At 29.6% G+C, this 16,432-nt stretch carries 13 protein-coding genes and 1 rRNA gene; 7 read left to right on the top strand and 7 right to left on the bottom strand.

Annotated features, from left to right (window positions below; translation table 11 throughout):
* Nucleotides 1-20: 20 nt before the first annotated feature.
* Nucleotides 21-695, bottom strand: coding sequence for a hypothetical protein (locus A966_RS02455; RefSeq protein ID WP_008722166.1), 675 nt, complete (start codon nt 693-695; stop codon nt 21-23).
* A 374-nt stretch (nt 696-1,069) separates the two neighbouring features.
* Nucleotides 1,070-2,584: ribosomal RNA gene (locus tag A966_RS02450) — 16S ribosomal RNA — on the bottom strand.
* Between the two features lie 917 nt (nt 2,585-3,501).
* On the opposite strand from A966_RS02450, the gene A966_RS02445 reads away from it, so the two are divergent.
* The gene (locus tag A966_RS02445) at nt 3,502-4,242 is read left to right on the top strand and encodes a hypothetical protein (RefSeq protein WP_008722164.1); all 741 of its coding nucleotides are present in this window, start codon (nt 3,502-3,504) and stop codon (nt 4,240-4,242) included.
* A gap of 4 nt (nt 4,243-4,246) precedes the next feature.
* On the top strand, nt 4,247-4,549 hold the full coding sequence (locus tag A966_RS02440) for a hypothetical protein (RefSeq protein ID WP_008722162.1): 303 nt from the start codon (nt 4,247-4,249) through the stop codon (nt 4,547-4,549).
* On the opposite strand, the gene A966_RS02435 is transcribed toward A966_RS02440, so the two are convergent.
* Nucleotides 4,533-4,886 carry a hypothetical protein gene (locus tag A966_RS02435; RefSeq protein WP_008722160.1) on the bottom strand — a complete coding sequence of 118 codons (354 nt, stop codon included), beginning with the start codon at nt 4,884-4,886 and terminating at the stop codon, nt 4,533-4,535. The genes A966_RS02440 and A966_RS02435 overlap by 17 nt on opposite strands.
* A 1,528-nt stretch (nt 4,887-6,414) precedes the next feature.
* Here A966_RS02435 and A966_RS13700 point away from each other — a divergent pair.
* From A966_RS13700 to A966_RS02420, 3 genes are all read left to right on the top strand, one after another.
* Entirely contained in the window at nt 6,415-6,636 is a 222-nt protein-coding gene (locus tag A966_RS13700) for a hypothetical protein (RefSeq protein WP_008722158.1), read from the top strand.
* A gap of 23 nt (nt 6,637-6,659) precedes the next feature.
* The gene (locus A966_RS02425) at nt 6,660-7,046 is read left to right on the top strand and encodes a YkgJ family cysteine cluster protein (RefSeq protein WP_008722156.1); all 387 of its coding nucleotides are present in this window, start codon (nt 6,660-6,662) and stop codon (nt 7,044-7,046) included.
* Between the two features lie 86 nt (nt 7,047-7,132).
* Nucleotides 7,133-8,584 (top strand): HD-GYP domain-containing protein, encoded by a 1,452-nt coding sequence (locus A966_RS02420; RefSeq protein WP_008722154.1) that lies wholly within the window; start codon nt 7,133-7,135, stop codon nt 8,582-8,584.
* A gap of 40 nt (nt 8,585-8,624) precedes the next feature.
* On the opposite strand, the gene A966_RS02415 is transcribed toward A966_RS02420, so the two are convergent.
* Nucleotides 8,625-9,239, bottom strand: coding sequence for a hypothetical protein (locus A966_RS02415; RefSeq protein ID WP_008722152.1), 615 nt, complete (start codon nt 9,237-9,239; stop codon nt 8,625-8,627).
* A gap of 160 nt (nt 9,240-9,399) precedes the next feature.
* Between A966_RS02415 and A966_RS02410 the strand changes: the two genes are divergently transcribed.
* Nucleotides 9,400-9,768, top strand: coding sequence for a heavy-metal-associated domain-containing protein (locus A966_RS02410; protein ID WP_008722150.1), 369 nt, complete (start codon nt 9,400-9,402; stop codon nt 9,766-9,768).
* Between the two features lie 262 nt (nt 9,769-10,030).
* On the opposite strand, the gene A966_RS02405 is transcribed toward A966_RS02410, so the two are convergent.
* Together A966_RS02405 and xerD are read right to left on the bottom strand one after the other, a co-directional pair.
* The gene (locus A966_RS02405) at nt 10,031-12,304 is read right to left on the bottom strand and encodes a hypothetical protein (RefSeq protein WP_008722148.1); all 2,274 of its coding nucleotides are present in this window, start codon (nt 12,302-12,304) and stop codon (nt 10,031-10,033) included.
* 28 nt (nt 12,305-12,332) lie between these two features.
* The gene (xerD, locus tag A966_RS02400; RefSeq protein ID WP_008722146.1) at nt 12,333-13,265 is read right to left on the bottom strand and encodes a site-specific tyrosine recombinase XerD; all 933 of its coding nucleotides are present in this window, start codon (nt 13,263-13,265) and stop codon (nt 12,333-12,335) included.
* Between the two features lie 655 nt (nt 13,266-13,920).
* Between xerD and A966_RS02395 the strand changes: the two genes are divergently transcribed.
* Nucleotides 13,921-14,907, top strand: coding sequence for an aminotransferase class I/II-fold pyridoxal phosphate-dependent enzyme (locus A966_RS02395; protein WP_008722144.1), 987 nt, complete (start codon nt 13,921-13,923; stop codon nt 14,905-14,907).
* Between the two features lie 6 nt (nt 14,908-14,913).
* Here the strand turns inward: A966_RS02395 and A966_RS02390 are convergent, their stop codons facing one another.
* Nucleotides 14,914-15,870 carry a D-2-hydroxyacid dehydrogenase gene (locus A966_RS02390; RefSeq protein WP_008722142.1) on the bottom strand — a complete coding sequence of 319 codons (957 nt, stop codon included), beginning with the start codon at nt 15,868-15,870 and terminating at the stop codon, nt 14,914-14,916.
* Between the last annotated feature and the right edge of the window lie 562 nt (nt 15,871-16,432).

The following is a 16,432-nucleotide window of genomic DNA, read 5'->3' as shown; positions in this document are numbered from 1 at the left end:
ACTGCCTGACAATAATATATTCATTTATAAAGAACCCTTATTTGTGCAAATGCTGAACTAACATTTAAATAAAGTATTTTATCAGAGTTTCCCATAATAAAATTAGTCTCTCCAAAACTTACACTGTCACCTGTAGGAAGTGAAACAGATCCGAAAGCACTTGATGCCTTTATATGAACCTGCACTTTATCACTTATTAAAACAACAGTATCAGAAAAAAATGTATTAATATCTATAGTTCTGTTTCTATCTATTTCTAATTCAGATAAATCTATACTATCTGTTTTAAAATATACATCATATTTAGTTTTATTATTTTTAGGTATGCTGTCTCTTAAATAATGCATTCCAAACAATATATAAACACCCAAAAATATTATTATCATACCTATAATCATTCTAAATATTGGCGTATATAATATAAAAGGCATATTAATATTAAAACAGTATCTTATAAGTATATATATTCCAGCACATATAACAAAAAGTCCCAAAAGTATTTTAGATGCATAGAAACCTCTGCCAACAAGTATAGCACAGCCCCAAACCATTATTAAAATAGATACTATTATAGTAAATACCGGAGTATATGCAAGTGCAGGAATATAGATATGAAAAACATACTGAAGTAGAATATAAGCTCCTATCAGTATTACAATACTTCCTATAAAAAATCTGGAAAATATAAATTTCATAAGTTAAAACCTAAAATATTTTTATTTATATAGTAACTAATATTAATAAAAAAACAAGTGTTTTATAAAAATATTTAATATTATATTAAAGTAATCATATCTAATATTATAGCTGTTTATAAAGGATCTTAAAATATTTATAAGAAATTTACTAAATTATCAATAATTTTATAGTAATAAATTAATTAGAAAAAGTCTAGCTATAATATTATTCATAATTACTATATATCTAAAAAAAATAGATTTTTTTAGATAAAAAGCACAAAAAAACCAGCCTAGATGGCTAGTTTATTAACGAGGTATAAAAAATATAATATGGAAAAATTCTTTCAAATATGAATAGCAGTAAGATTTAAGTCGGACAATCTCCGAATAAAGGAGGTGATCCAGCCACACCTTCCGGTACGGCTGCCTTGTTACGACTTCACCCTCATCATCAGTCCCACCTTCGGCGCCGCCCCCCTTGCGGTTAGGCTAACGACTTCAGGTAAAACCAACTCCGATGGCGTGACGGGCGGTGTGTACAATCCCCGGGAACGTATTCACCGTAGCGTTCTGATCTACGATTACTAGTGATTCCAACTTCATGGAGTCGAGTTTCAGACTCCAATCCGAACTGAGGCAACTTTTTTGAGTTTTGCTCCACCTCGCGGTCTCGCTTCTCTTTGTACTTGCCATTGTAGCACGTGTGTAGCCCTGGACATAAGGGCCATGAGGACTTGACATCATCCCCACCTTCCTCCTACTTGAACGTAGGCAGTCCCCTAAGAGTGCCCGACATTACTCGGTAGCAACAAAGGGTGAGGGTTGCGCTCGTTGCGGGACTTAACCCAACATCTCACGACACGAGCTGACGACAGCCATGCAGCACCTATGTAAAATCTCCTTGCGGTCTGACTTATCTCTAAATCATTAATCTTACAATTCAAACCCAGGTAAGGTTTTTCGCGTATCATCGAATTAAACCACATGCTCCACCACTTGTGCGGGGACCCGTCAATTTCTTTGAGTTTCACCCTTGCGGGCATACTCCTCAGGCGGTACACTTAAGACGTTAGCTACGGCACTCCTATTTAAATAGAAGCACCTAGTGTACAACGTTTACGGCTAGGACTACCAGGGTATCTAAGCCTGTTTGCTCCCCTAGCTTTCGTGATTCAGCGTCGATAAATGCCCAGATGACTGCCTTCGCTATAGGTGTTCCTCTCGATATCTGCGCATTCCACCGCTACACCGAGAATTCCATCATCCCCTACAATATCCAAGACTCACAGTATCCGAGGCGTTTCCGAAGTTGAGCTTCGGTCTTTCACCTTAGACTTATAAGTCCGCCTACTCACCCTTTACGCCCAGTAAATCCGAGCAACGTTTGCCTCCTACGTATTACCGCGGCTGCTGGCACGTAGTTAGCCGAGGCTTACATTATCTACTGTCACTCATTCTTCGATAATTTCCGAGGTTTACAACCCGAAGGCCTTCATCCCTCACGCGATGTCGCTCCATCAGACTTTCGTCCATTGTGGAAGATTCTCAGCTGCTGCCTCCCGTAGGAGTCTGGGCCGTATCTCAGTCCCAATGTGGCCGGTCACCCTCTCAGGTCGGCTACCTATCGTAGCTTTGGTAGGCCGTTACCCCACCAACAGGCTAATAGGCCGCAGGCTCATCGTAAAGCGGATTGCTCCTTTCCTCTACTCTACTTGTGTAGTAAGAGTATATGCGGTATTAGTCCATGTTTCCATGGGTTATCCCCCACTCTACGGCAGATTACCTACGTGTTACTCACCAGTTCGCCGCTAACTTATCCAGTTGCCCGAATAAGTCCGCTCGACTTGCATGCTTAAGACGCATCGCCAACGTTCGCTCTGAGCCAGAATCAAACTCTCCATACTCACTTTTTGTGAATCTGAAATGATTCTTTATTTTACTATTCTACTGAATAGAAGATTTACTTACTTAAAGAAATGTTACAAATTGTAACTATTGGGTCATAGAACTTATTTAAGTTCTTTACACCAGTTGTGTTTTTCTTAAATTGCTTCTGCTATCCATATTTCAAAGAACTTTTATTTTGTTTGTGTCAGCTGATGTTTTGTTTTTTGTTTCTCATCAACTGTTTTATTATTATAGCATACAGCTAAAAAAACACAATACTAAACAAAGCCGTTTTTTGTATTTTTTCAATTTTTTTTAGTAAAATAAAGATTTTATCATACATATAATACTTGTTTCATGCTAATTAAAATATGTTTTTACTTTTTTAGAAAAAATGATACTCAAAAAAGGTTAAAAAACTTCAAATTTGGGGAATTTTTAGTCTATTTTTGGAAAACTTATCCTAAAAAAATCAAAATTCGGTGAATTTCAAAAATATTATTTAAAAAAATAATGAAATCTTAAAAATTCATAGATTTTTTTACACACTTTTGAAAATCATTATATTTATTTAAAAACTAATTTTTAATTATGGAGGCTAGACCTACAAAGTACAAGTCAGTCAATATTATGCATAACTAAAAAAACAGCCTATCGAAGAGTATAAATGCATATCTATATGTTAAAATAACAAATTATACAACATATAAAACATTACTTCTGTAATTTATAAAAAATTGTTATACAATCTTATAAACTACTTTTGAAAAAACTCTATTATAAAAAACATAAAAATAAAATTAATAAAAACAAATCCGATAAAAAAATCCCAAATTATAGAAAACAATGTTAAAAAAATAGATAAACAAAATATTTTTTAAAACTTGATTTTATATTCATTTAGATATATTATATAGAATATTGGAGTAGAATTTTGGAAAACATTTTAGATATAATCAATAAAGCACAATTAAAAACAATAGATAAAGACACATTTTTATCAATAGCATCAATGTGTTCTTTTATTCCAAAATCTATAACAGAAAACAATACTTGGAAGAAATTACCATTATCAGCTAAAGAAGTATATAGAACTTTAGTTGCTAATTATGATTATGAACTTGGTATAGCTAAAACTACTCATTCCCAAATATTAAATGAAGCAGGTATAGGAGGAAATGCCACTATAGTTAAATCATTAGATGTTTTGGAAGAAAAGGGATTTATTACTAGAGTAGAATCTAAGGCAAAAAGTCATCATTATCTTATGCCTTATCAAGAAAAATTTTATGCTACTGTATGTAATTTTGAAGCTAGAGATTTTTCTATACTCTATACTATAAATAAAAAAGTTAAAAAAGATACTCAAATTAAACAGGTTACTAATAAACTTTTCTTTAAAGTTTGTTATAATTTAAGTTGTTTGGGTATTGATGAACCTCAGAAATTAATAGATAAATATTCTTCTGATGGAAATCGGCTTAGAATAATTCTATCTATGTGTAATTATATTTATATAGCTAAAGAAAAGAACCTTAATAAAGATATAAATTTAAATAAATATCTTATAGATTCATTAAAGCGAGGAAATATAACTGAAAACATATTTGATGAGAAAACAATGAATACTATAAAAAACATATTAATAAATAGAAAACAAAATATAACAGAGTGAAAATATGGCAACAAGAAAAACTACAACAAACAAAAAAGAAGAAGAAGTTAAGGAAGTAAAAAAGACCTCAGCTAAAAAGACTTCTAACAAGAAAGAAGATACTGTAAAGAAAACTGCAGCCAAAAAAACTGCTGAAAAAGCTGAAAAGAAGGAAGATACTGTAAAGAAAACTGTAGCCAAAAAAACTGCTGAAAAAGCTGAAAAGAAGGAAGATACCGTAAAGAAAACTGTAGCTAAAAAAACTGCTGAAAAAGCTGAAAAGAAAGAAGATACTGTAAAGAAAACTGCAGCTAAAAAAAACTGCTGAAAAAGCTGAAAAAAAAAATATCTGAAACTGAAAAATCAGAAGAAATAAAAGAAAATAAGCCTGAAATAAAAGCTTCCGATTCTATTCTTAAAAAAAATAATGATGATGAAAAAAAAGATTTTAAAGATATAATCAAAGAAGCAACATCTGAAATAAAAACTGCCGAAAGAAAAATAGTTCTTAAAACTTCAACTCCTGTTAGAAAAATAGAATCAATCAAAACCGAAAATACTGAAAATAAAACAGAAAGAGAATCAATAACTCTTCTTAAAGAGGCTATAAAAGCAAAATCTAAAAATGTATCAAGACCTGTTAGCGTAAAAAAGCGTATAGCCATAGTAGATGATGATAATTTAGATAATATTAATAAAAATGAAGAGATAAATACATCTAAACCTATTATAAGCAGTGTATTTGCAGCTCATAATATAAAAAATGAAAAAGATGAAGAGGATACTGCATCAAGCAATGAAAATATATCTTCATCAGTAGTTCATGATAATAATTCTCCTGTTTACTCATTTGAAACACTTGAAAATAACAAAGATGAGGATAAAAAAACCGAAGAGAATGAAAAAATTGAAAATAATGAAATATCTGATAATAAAGATTCTGATATTTCTGATACTAAAGAAGAAAAAGAAGAAGCAGAAAATACAGAAATTAAAGAAGAATTAATATCATCAGAAGAAGATAAAAAACTTGATGAAATTGCAGAAGAGAAAACAGAGGCCGAAACTAATGAACCTGAAAAAATAGAAAATAATGCTGATAGTGTTAAAGCAGAAGAAAAAGCAACATACAGTAAAAGCGATATATTTAAAAGACCTGTTGTTATACCTACTGAGGATGAGCATATTCAGAAATCTAAATTTAATCAGGAAGAAATTGACTCTGCTATAAAAGATGCACCTACAATAAGTGAAAACAGCTCTGTAGAAAGCTACAAAGATTATTCTTCATCAAAAATAGATGAATTAAAAGAAACAATCAATGAAAAAATTCAGGAATTAAAAGATAAAGAAATAAAAATTATAGAAACAGAAGATGAATTAAAAAGCTCTTCTCTTCCTGAAATTGAAAAAAAACCGGCAGAACCTTATGCAGCTCCGGAGCATTCTATAGAAAATAATAAAAAATCAAATAAAATTGTACCTATAATTGGGATTATAATTATAATATTAGGTTTATCATTCTTAGGTATTCAATTCTTCTCAGGAAAAAATAATGAAATTGATGATAACTTCTATGAAGAGGTTACAAATAATAATACATTAAATACAAATGATTTAGCAACAAATAATATTATATCAATCACTAATAACTCTGACACACCTAAAACTAATACATTAAGACCGCAGACTAATAACGCAGTCAATACTCAAACTAATGCAGTAAGACCACAGACTAATAACGCAGCAAATACTCAAACTAATACAGTAAGACCGCAGACTAATAACGCAGCAAATACTCAAACTAATACAGTAAGACCACAGACTAATAACGCAGTCAATACTCAAACTAATGCAGTAAGACCACAGACTAATAATACAGTAAATACTCAAACTAATGCAGTAAGACCGCAGACTAATAATACAGTAAATACTCAAACTAATGCAGTAAGACCGCAGACTAATAACACAACTCCTACCCCTCCTAAAGAGCCTGAAATAACTCCGCCTACTCCTCCAACACCTCCGCCTAATCCACCAGCTGCAAATACTAATGCATCTGCTAATAATAATCAGGCAAATAATAATACATTAGCATACCAAACAGATACCTATAAAACAAAGTGGACTGATACACTATCATCAATAGCCACCTCCGAGCTTGGGGACAGCAGACGATGGCCTTCAATAGCGGTGCTTAATCAAAATATTATAAATAATAATCCTGACAGTATAGTTTTTAATATAGATATTAGGCTCCCCTCTGGGGGTAAAAAAAAAATTGAAGATATGAATGATTCTGAGAAAAGAGCCTTATATAATGATTACATAAAAGTTTCTGAAATGTACTTAAAAATGGGTAAACAAAATCTAGCTAATACAATAAAAACTCAAGCCAATTCTATATTAAAATAATACAATACAGTAAAATCAATAAAATGAAAAAATCAAATAAATTAAACAAAAATAATAAAAATGCAATATTAACATTTTCATGTACAGGATGCGGTATATGCTGCCGTGAAAAAGGATATGTATTTTTTAATGATGATGATATAAAAAGAGCTTCTAAATTATTAGAAATATCTCCGTTAGTTTTTATTAATAAATATTTAGAATATGAAGAAGGATATGGTTATTATATAAAAGTAACAGAAGATAAACCTTGTACCTTTTTAGATGAAAATAATAGATGTACTATTAATAGTGCCAAACCTAATCAATGTTCTACTTTTCCATATTGGAAAGAATATATGGATAAAAATGGTAATTTAATAGCAGGAAAATTCAAAAGAGCTTGTCCGGGTGTTAAAATAAAAAAATAATTTTTTATATTTCTTTTTTTAAAAAAATAATATATAATATAATGTGAAAAATCTTATATAATTTTTGTTTGAGGTAGTTTTTTATAATGAATGATTTGATAGAAAAATATGATATTCTAACAGTAAAAGAAATAAAATCCATAAAAGATCAGCTGGTTGCTCATAATATACCGTTATTCAGATTAGATAAAGAAAAGAAACTTGTAGTGTTTCCTACCGAACAATTAAGTTTAATAATTGATAATGAAAAATACAGCAATATAAAAATATACATACCCAAAAATTTTTCTATGTTTATAGAAGAATTCAAATCTATTACTCAAACAAATAATTCAAATAATACTTCAAATGAGCCTGCTCCTTATGTATTTAGAACACCTAAAGAGTCAGAAAAAGAGATGGGTAAAAGAATATCTGAAATCTCTAAAATGACTTATAAAGAAAAAGTTAACACTATAAAAAATTATGATGATAAATTAAAAGAAATTTCAGTAGATAAATCAACAGGAATCAATAAAAACACAGCTCAGGAAATAGTAAATGTTGGAAATGATGTAGGGCTTATAGCTAAAGTTACTATGTTTGAAAGTATTCAAAAAATTAAAGGAGAAGAAATCACCCAGGAACAGGCTAAAATAGAAAATCAGGAAATAACTGAAACTACTACAAATTTGGTTACTACTATAGTTGATATGCTTGCTGCAAATACAGAAACACAAAAAGTATTTGATGAACTTAGAAATTACTCTGACGGCGGTGTTATGTCTCATTCTAACAGAGTATTTATATCTTATGTAAATTTTATGGTATTCTACAATAATTTAATAAACAGAAGACATTTAGTACATAAAATTAGAACTTCATATACTAATAAATATAAAAAATTTTATGAACAAGTTGAAGCTGTATTCAATAAAGAAGGAATACATAAAAACTTAGCAACTGTTGAAGATTGTATAGATAAAGGTATTAAAATTATAGAAGAAAAAGATATGAATCTTTATTCTGTCGGTGCTTTGCTTCATGATATAGGTAAAGTTAAAGATTTAGACTATTTTGAAGGAGCAAATGGAAGAGATTATGAAAGAATAAAAAAACACTTATTTAACAGCTATGCTTTAGTAAGTCAAACTTCTGAATATCCGCTTGAGGTTATACTTACAGTAGCTTTACACCATGAATATTACGGATTAGGATATGGACCTTATGAACATTTACATGCTTTAAAATTAAAAAAATATCCTAATTTCCAAATACAAAGAATAATGACTTATGATGCTAAAGCTATAGATGAATGCGAGGCTTTTGCTTATTTCCCTGCTAAAATGCTTGAAATCATAGATGTATACGATGCTTTAATAGATCCTGCCAGAAAATATAGAGGCGGAAAAACATTCACTCCTGAAGAAGCTCTAAACATAATGAGAGAAGATTTTATAGAAAAACATGTAAAATTAGATCCTATACTATATGATGTCTTTGTGGAGTTTTTAAGCAATTCTATAGAACAAGACTTAATGGCATGCAAATTAATATAATAATGAACTTATATCTGCATAACAAACTTAACTCTGTTTTTTAATAAGTATTATTAGTTCCCTGCAATTCTTCTAAAGCATCAATACCGTTTTTGAAGGCACTGAATATTTCCTGCCAATTACTTGTTGTCAATATAGATATGCCTATATCTTCATAATCTTCTTCACCAAATTGATTTATAAAATTAAATCTTATGTTTGATATAGATTTACTAGTAAAACTTTCAAATTCACTGTCTTGATTAAATTTATATCTTACTTCAACATCATAATAATTAATATCACCCATTAAATATGGATTATATATAACCTTTTGTATATTAGTTAATTGAATTGTACTTCCATCATCAAATGTGAATATAATAGGAGTGCCGTTATTAACATGTAAGCTGCTAGGATATTTATATCTGAATTCTAATGTCAAAGTTCTTCCTGCTCTTTTATAAAATCTAAATCTATTATCTCTCAAATATTTGTATGTTTCTTTCCAAGATGTGTATATATTTATTTTAGAAGTTAGTTTATCTCTTTCTGTAAAAAATAATCTGCTTTTTAAAGCATTAGTAGAATTATTATCTCTATTATTCTGAGAATAAGCTAAAGATGAACTTATTAATATAATAAAAAATGAAATTAATAATATATATCTATTCATTTTAATTTCCTTAAGTAATTTATACTATTAATAAATACGGAATTTAAAACTTAAAATTAAACATATATAAGTATTTTTTTATAAAATTTTATTGACAATAGCAGTATAATTGTTAGAATATTATAACATTTTTTATAATAATCAAACTTTGGAGATAACAATGGAAAGCATAATAATAATATCAATCATAATTATAATAGCTATAATCTCTGTAATGAACTATATAAAAAAGATTAAATCAGGCAGCTGCTGTTCATCGGAGAATACATCTCAAATTATAGAAAAAGTTAAAGTAAAAGATAAAAACAAAAAAAACTACCCATATAAAAAAATAATTAAAATAGGCGGAATGACTTGTAATCATTGTGCCAAAATAATAGAGAACAATTTTAACAAGATTGAAGATGTATATGCAAAGGTAAGTTTTGATAATGAAGAAGCTGCAATATTAACTAAAAAACAATTAGATGATAAAGTATTTGAAGAAGCTCTAAAAGAATCCGGATATAGATATTATATAAAAGATTAAAAAACAAATATGATATTGGGGCGGGTGGGCGGGCAGAATAAATCAAAAAGAAAAAATATAATATTTTTTTAAGATAGACAATAAAATATTATTTATATACAGCAATATAAATTTTTTATTTGTATATAATTTTATTTAAATTTTTAATGAATAGAAATAATACACTCAAAAACTTTTATCAATTTATAATTAAACATTTTAATATTTTTTAAATAAAAAAATAGGAAGTAATTTTTACTTCCTATTTTTAATTATATTTTCATTAATTATCTTTTACTTTTTCATCTTCTTCTTTTTTATCTTCATTACCTTTCGCTAAAGTAGCACTTTCTTCCTGCTTAGGTTTTGGTCTTAAAGAATTGAGTAAAGTATAAGCAACAGCAACATTCTCTTCACCTGAAGAAGAAGCAACTCTAAATGACATAAGCGAAGAATATCTGCTTCTGCCATAAGCATATCTGAATCCTATCTCAACAGTTTCCCCAGCTTCAATATCAACAGTTTCAGTATCAAGCACTATAGTAGATAGAGCCTGAGCCAAATCTGTTTTTATAGTTACATCATTCTGTTTCTTGGAAGTTCTATTAACTATAGTAAGCACACCTGTTCTGTTTCTCTCATCTAATTTTACAGTAACATTAAATGGGTTTTCTGAATATTTTTCTTCTATTCTTGAAACAATAGAAGCATTTATATTAGCCCATTCTCTTATACTATTTCCTGAACCTCTAAATTTAGACCATAACATTCTTGATATGTCATGGAAGAATACTCCTCTTATTCTGCTGCTTCTATTAAACTTAGCTTCAGATTCATATACTCTTCTCATATATTCAAGTTCCGGTCTTAAACTTCCGTCCTGAAGTCTATTATCTATCATATTTCCAACTAGTACATTATATTCGCCTGATAAGTATTGAGGCCAAGCAGCAAGCATACTTACATGCTGAGGACGGCTAGCTTCATATATCATAACTGCATCATAGTCTATACCAGCATCAAAGAACATATAAGGATCCTGACCATGTTCCTGACCATGATTCCAGCCCAAAGTAAATGCCCATAATTTTTTTCTTATTCCCGAATCTTTTATAGCTTTTATTATTAAAGACTCTTTATGAGCTCTGAACCATCTCCATTTCATACCTATTTCTTTTCTGCCTCTATTAACAGCAAGCCAACGCATACGAGCAGCTTTACTCATAGTAGACCAATTAGCAGGCACATAAACACCTGTAAGCTCAACCATCTCATCAACCATCTCATATCCATCAACCTCACCTGTTCTTATGAAGTCAAGACCTAAATATGATATATTAGGATTAGAATCATATCTTTTTAATATATCTATAATATCCTGAACTCTCTTAGGATCATCTAAAGATATATGTCTGCTTTCCACAAGACTCTGAGTAGCAGAATTATACCCTATAGAAACATCATAGCCGCCTTTTCTGGCACCGCCGCCTGCCGCAAAATAGCTCATAACATAAGCACCAAGCTCAACATTACCTTTAGCTTTGCTGGAAGCAAGATTCTCTATGTTTTTAATCATATCTCTAGCCCAAGGCTCTTCCGGAGTAATTCCTGAAGTCCAGCCTGTAGTCTGACCTCCTATAGCCCAGAACATATCGCATTTCATATATCTAATCCAATCATATATAGCATCATAAGTAGTAGGCTCTCCTGTTTCTACACTAGGTATTTTTTTAGTTGTTAAATCTATAGCATATTCTAATGTTGCTATCTTTTTAGTTTCTTTAGCAGGAGGAGACTGTCTTCCTTTAACTGTAAAATCTTTAGTATAACCGTAAACACCATTTTTAGTCTGAACCAATACTACAGCCTGATATTCTCCTAAAGCTCCTCCGAAAGGATGAAGATAAGTTCCTTTATACTCTGCATTTTTTACTTTAAATACATTTATAGAATATCTTTCATCTCCATTCACTCTAACTATTTTATCTTTTTTATATCTTACATATATGCTTATATTTTGTACCACATCCTCAGTATATACAGAAGCATTAATAACTACAGGCTCATATCTGAATACTGATATTTTTGATAAATCTATTGCTACTCTAGGAGCTTCTCTGCTTCTTGAATTTTGTATTGCCATATCTACAGACGCACTTAGCTTATCTGCAGCTTTATCTACATTATTAGCATTAAATGCCATAGCCGGAAGCACATTCGGATTAGGCATTTCACTGCTTAAATCTTCATCGCTAAGAAGCATATTTTGATTTAAATATTGTATATCAGAATCCGCACTGATTTCTTCTTCAGTATATATATCTTCTAAATCTACGGATAAATCATAATCATATATAGGCTTTGATGTAACAAGAGAAAGAGAATCAGGATTATACATATCTATCCTATGATTTTTTTCTGTTTCATCAAAAATATAATTAGGATCATTATCATTGTAACTGACTATTGTCATTCTTTCGCCTATACCAAAAGTCAAAGCTACCAATGATATAGATATAAGTAGTAATATTGTTGTGGCTATTATGCTTCTTTTCATTTATTATTTCCAATCCGTAATATTTTATTTATATATTAGTATTTTGTCTAGCATGTTTAGAATGCTTAGGGTGTTTTGATATTTGTTTTTTAAGATGTGCAGAATCAACATGCGTATAAATTTCTGTTGTAGTGATATCAGAATGTCCGAGCATTCTCTGTACTGCTCTTAAATCTGCACCATGCTGTATAAGATGTGTTGCAAAACTATGTCTTAAAGTATGAGGATAAATATTCTTTTCTATTTTGCTTTTTTTCATCGCCTCTTTAACTATTTTCCAAATACCTACTCTTGAAATCTTATCTCCTCTAAAGTTTAAAAATAATTCCGAAGTCTTTTTACCTTTAACCATTATGACTCTGCTGGTTTGAATATATCTTTGCAAAATATCTAAAGCTCTGTCATTAATAGGTACTATTCTCTCTCTTTTTCCCTTACCGCATATCTTTAAATACTTACCTTCAAAAAATATATCATCTATCTTTAAAGAGCAAATTTCACTAACTCTAAGTCCGGAAGAATACATAAGCTCAAATATGGCCTTATCCCTTAATCCCTTGTCAGTCTTTTCATTATGAACTGAAAGCAAATCATCTACTTCTGTTGTTGTAAGTGATTCAGGCAATACCCTTTTTAAGCGTATAACCTCTAAATTATCTGTAGGATTTTTAGAAATATAATTCTCCATAACCAAAAATTTATAAAGATTAACTATGCTTACTTTGTTTCTAGCTACAGTTCTGGATTTTGAACCTTGTTCTTTTCTTTCGCTTAAAAATTTTTCAATATCTTTTCTTGTAGCTTTTAAAATAGATTTTTTATTTCTGTTTAAAAAATCAAGATATATCACAATATCTCTTTTATAGGATTCTAAAGTATTTGATGATAATCCTTTCTCCACTGCTTCATAGTTTAAATACATTGATAATATTTCTTGATCGGAAACCTGTTTTACTGACATTGAAATCTGCCTCTTAATTTAAGATATAATATACAAAATTTTAGCTGATTTATGAATGATCAACCTAACATAATTATCGACAAGATTTGCTATTTATTTAAACATAATACATACTTAATAAAAATATTACATTAACTAAACATAAAATTAAAAAGTGTAAACTAATTTAAAAATATTAAGATAATTATCAATGATACATTTTAAATATTAGAAAGCTAAGCAAGACACATTGACATAGATTGTGAGTTAATAACTTAAGTAAATTCTTTGGGCGTAGGCGAGCATAGCAATAAAATAATCAAGCCTAAGAAGTTACCGAAGGTACACAGTGTGTGAGTTAATAACTTAAGTAAATTCTTTGGGCGTAGGCGAGCATAGCAATAAAATAATCAAGCCTGAGAAGTTACCGAAGGTACACAGTGTGTGAGTTAATTATTTAAGTAATACTTTGTGTACAGGCGAGCATAACAATAAAATAAGCGAGCCTGAGAAATTACCGAAGGTACACAGCGTGTGAATTAATTTATGAAGTAAATACTTTGTGTGCAGGCGAGCATAACAATAAAATAAGCGAGCCGAAGCAATTACCGAAGGTACACAGCGTGTGACTTAATTTATTAAGTAAATTCTTTGGGCGTAGGCGAGCATAACAATAATGAACAAAAAAATTTTTTTAGATAAAAATGAAAATCCATACAAGCCGTCAAAAAATATTATTAAAGAGCTTGAGAAATTTGATATTGAATCTCTAAGATTCTTTCCTGAGTACAGCCCGCAGAAATTAGATGAGCAAATGGCTAAATATCTTAATATAGAAAATGATAATATAATTTCTGTTAATGGTATGTATGAGGCTTTTGCATGCATTATCAACTCTTATGATAAATATAAAATATTTCTTCAGGAGCCTTACAGAGATTTATATATCATGATCTTTTCGTATTATAAAATGCATTATGATATAATTAAAGCTAGAGAAGATTATAATATTTCTCTTAAAAACAATATCAAAAATAAAAATTCAATTATAATAGCAAGCAATCCTAATGCAGAAACAGGTATGTTTATAAATATAAAAGAAATAGAAGAGTTTTTAAAAAATTATGAAGGAATATATGTTATAGATGAATCATATATCAATTTTGCCGGTGAAAGTGCTGTCAAATTAATTAATGAATATAAAAATTTAATTATAATAAGATCCATTGCACATTCTCATTCTATATCAGGACTTAATATTAACTTTATAGTATCTAATTCTCAAAATATAGAAAATATGTCAAAATTAAGACAGAAATACTCAGTAAATAAAATCTCTGAAACTATAATGACAGCAGCCTTGCAAGATGAAAAAACTTCGTATAATAATATATTCGATATAGTTTTGGAAAGAGAGAGATTGGATACAATATTGAGCAAAGAAGGTTTTATCGTAATACCTTCAAGAGCAAATTTCCTCTTAATAAAACATGTAAATAAAGAATCTGATTATATATACGAAGAACTTATAAAAAGAAATATATTCGTAAAAAAATATGATAAAGAAAACATACTATCTGATTTTCTAAGAGTTACAATATCTACTAATAAAATAAATAATATCCTTATAAATACATTAAAAGATATTTTATATAATAATTAATCAATTTTATTTAGTTAAAACATTTATAGGATTTCCTTCTAAGAATGCTTTTATATTCTCATAAACTTTATGCATAAGTCTTGTTCTAGCCTCTAGAGTATTTCCGGCAAAATGCGGAGTTATATAACAATTCTTAGCTGTAAGCAGAGGATTATCTGCTGTAGGAGGCTCTTTTGAAAGCACATCTAAAGCTGCCCCTGCTATGATATCATTATTAAGAGAATATGCTAAATCTTTTTCAACTATTACTCCTCCCCTTGAAGTATTAATTAAAAATGCTGTTTTTTTCATCTTTGAAAGCAAATCTTTATTGACAATATTTTCTGTTTCTTTATTTAAAGGTGCATTGAGCGATAAGAAATCGGATCTCTCAAAAAGCTCATCTATACTAGAAGCATTTTCAACATTTTCTTTTTTACTTCTTGAATAAACTAAAACTTTCATACCCATAGCCGAAGCCATTTTTGCAACTTCTTTTCCTATATCGCCGAAACCAAATATACCCATAGTTTTATTTTCTATTTCCATTAAAGGATAAGAACTAAAAGAATAAGCCTTGCATTTTACCCAATCGCCATTATGAACCTGATTGTTATGTTCAACTATCCTAAAAGAAAGCGATAATACAAAAGCCATTACAAGCTGAGCCACAGACTGAGGACCGTATCCCCTAACATTTGTAACAGTAATCCCCAATTCTTTGGCAGCTTCAATATCTACGCTGTCATACCCTGTTGCAAGCATTCCTACATATTTTAAATTAGGCAATGACTTCATTAATTTTCTATCAATAACAACTTTGCTGTTCAATATACCCCAAGCATCTTTAGCTACTTCAGGCACTTTATCATAATCTGTTCTATCATAAACTGTTAAATCTGATATGCTTTCAATTTCTCCCCAAGATATATCTCCTGGATTCAATATAGCTCCGTCAAGCACTACTATTTTAGGTTTATTCATAATAAATTACTCCTTATATTCGCCGGTACGCTTCTCACCGCCAAGCAGCACGGTATCGCCTAACCTTTAAGATAATACAATGTAAGTGCGGCTGATTACTCTTCATTATACAACAATAATATTAAAATAAAAAGATATAACATTCTATAATGCAAACATATAAATAAAAAGTAATCCCTAAATAATATAATAGTTCGCCGAAACCGTATTACAGCTTTATCTGGAATACATTTATAGGTTTCGGCGAACATAACAATAATAAAATTGTTTTTTTGTCTTCTTTTTTTACAAAAACTACTTGCCGTAGCGACGATCCGCACCGTATTTCTTAATATTTCAGATAGTCCACTGTAGGTGCGGCATCGTACCTTTCATTATACAATGAATTATAATAATAAAAATCTAAAAAATATTATAATGCAATCACAGAAATAAAAAGTAATCCCACCAAGATTGTAATTGTTTTTTATTTTACTTTTTTACAAAAAAGTAAATAGCCTTTTTTGGTTCTTTTTTGGCTAAGCAAAAAAGAACGAAAAAAAAGATTTTATATACTAAAAAG

The sequence above is a fragment of the Brachyspira hampsonii 30446 genome, from assembly GCF_000316195.1.
GTDB classification, from domain to species: domain Bacteria; phylum Spirochaetota; class Brachyspiria; order Brachyspirales; family Brachyspiraceae; genus Brachyspira; species Brachyspira hampsonii_C.
This window is presented reverse-complemented; position numbering and strand designations above follow the sequence as displayed.

What these genes read in the sequence shown, in the direction of transcription:
- A966_RS02405 (WP_008722148.1), bottom strand. Translation starts at nt 12,304, where the DNA reads ATGAAAAGAAGCATAATAGCCACAACAATATTACTACTTATATCTATA.
- A966_RS02420 (WP_008722154.1), top strand. Translation starts at nt 7,133, where the DNA reads ATGAATGATTTGATAGAAAAATATGATATTCTAACAGTAAAAGAAATA.
- A966_RS02435 (WP_008722160.1), bottom strand. Translation starts at nt 4,886, where the DNA reads ATGGCTATACGCTTTTTTACGCTAACAGGTCTTGATACATTTTTAGAT.
- A966_RS02455 (WP_008722166.1), bottom strand. Translation starts at nt 695, where the DNA reads ATGAAATTTATATTTTCCAGATTTTTTATAGGAAGTATTGTAATACTG.
- A966_RS02425 (WP_008722156.1), top strand. Translation starts at nt 6,660, where the DNA reads ATGAAAAAATCAAATAAATTAAACAAAAATAATAAAAATGCAATATTA.
- A966_RS02440 (WP_008722162.1), top strand. Translation starts at nt 4,247, where the DNA reads ATGGCAACAAGAAAAACTACAACAAACAAAAAAGAAGAAGAAGTTAAG.
- A966_RS02410 (WP_008722150.1), top strand. Translation starts at nt 9,400, where the DNA reads ATGGAAAGCATAATAATAATATCAATCATAATTATAATAGCTATAATC.
- A966_RS02390 (WP_008722142.1), bottom strand. Translation starts at nt 15,870, where the DNA reads ATGAATAAACCTAAAATAGTAGTGCTTGACGGAGCTATATTGAATCCA.
- xerD (WP_008722146.1), bottom strand. Translation starts at nt 13,265, where the DNA reads ATGTCAGTAAAACAGGTTTCCGATCAAGAAATATTATCAATGTATTTA.
- A966_RS02415 (WP_008722152.1), bottom strand. Translation starts at nt 9,239, where the DNA reads ATGAATAGATATATATTATTAATTTCATTTTTTATTATATTAATAAGT.
- A966_RS02395 (WP_008722144.1), top strand. Translation starts at nt 13,921, where the DNA reads ATGAACAAAAAAATTTTTTTAGATAAAAATGAAAATCCATACAAGCCG.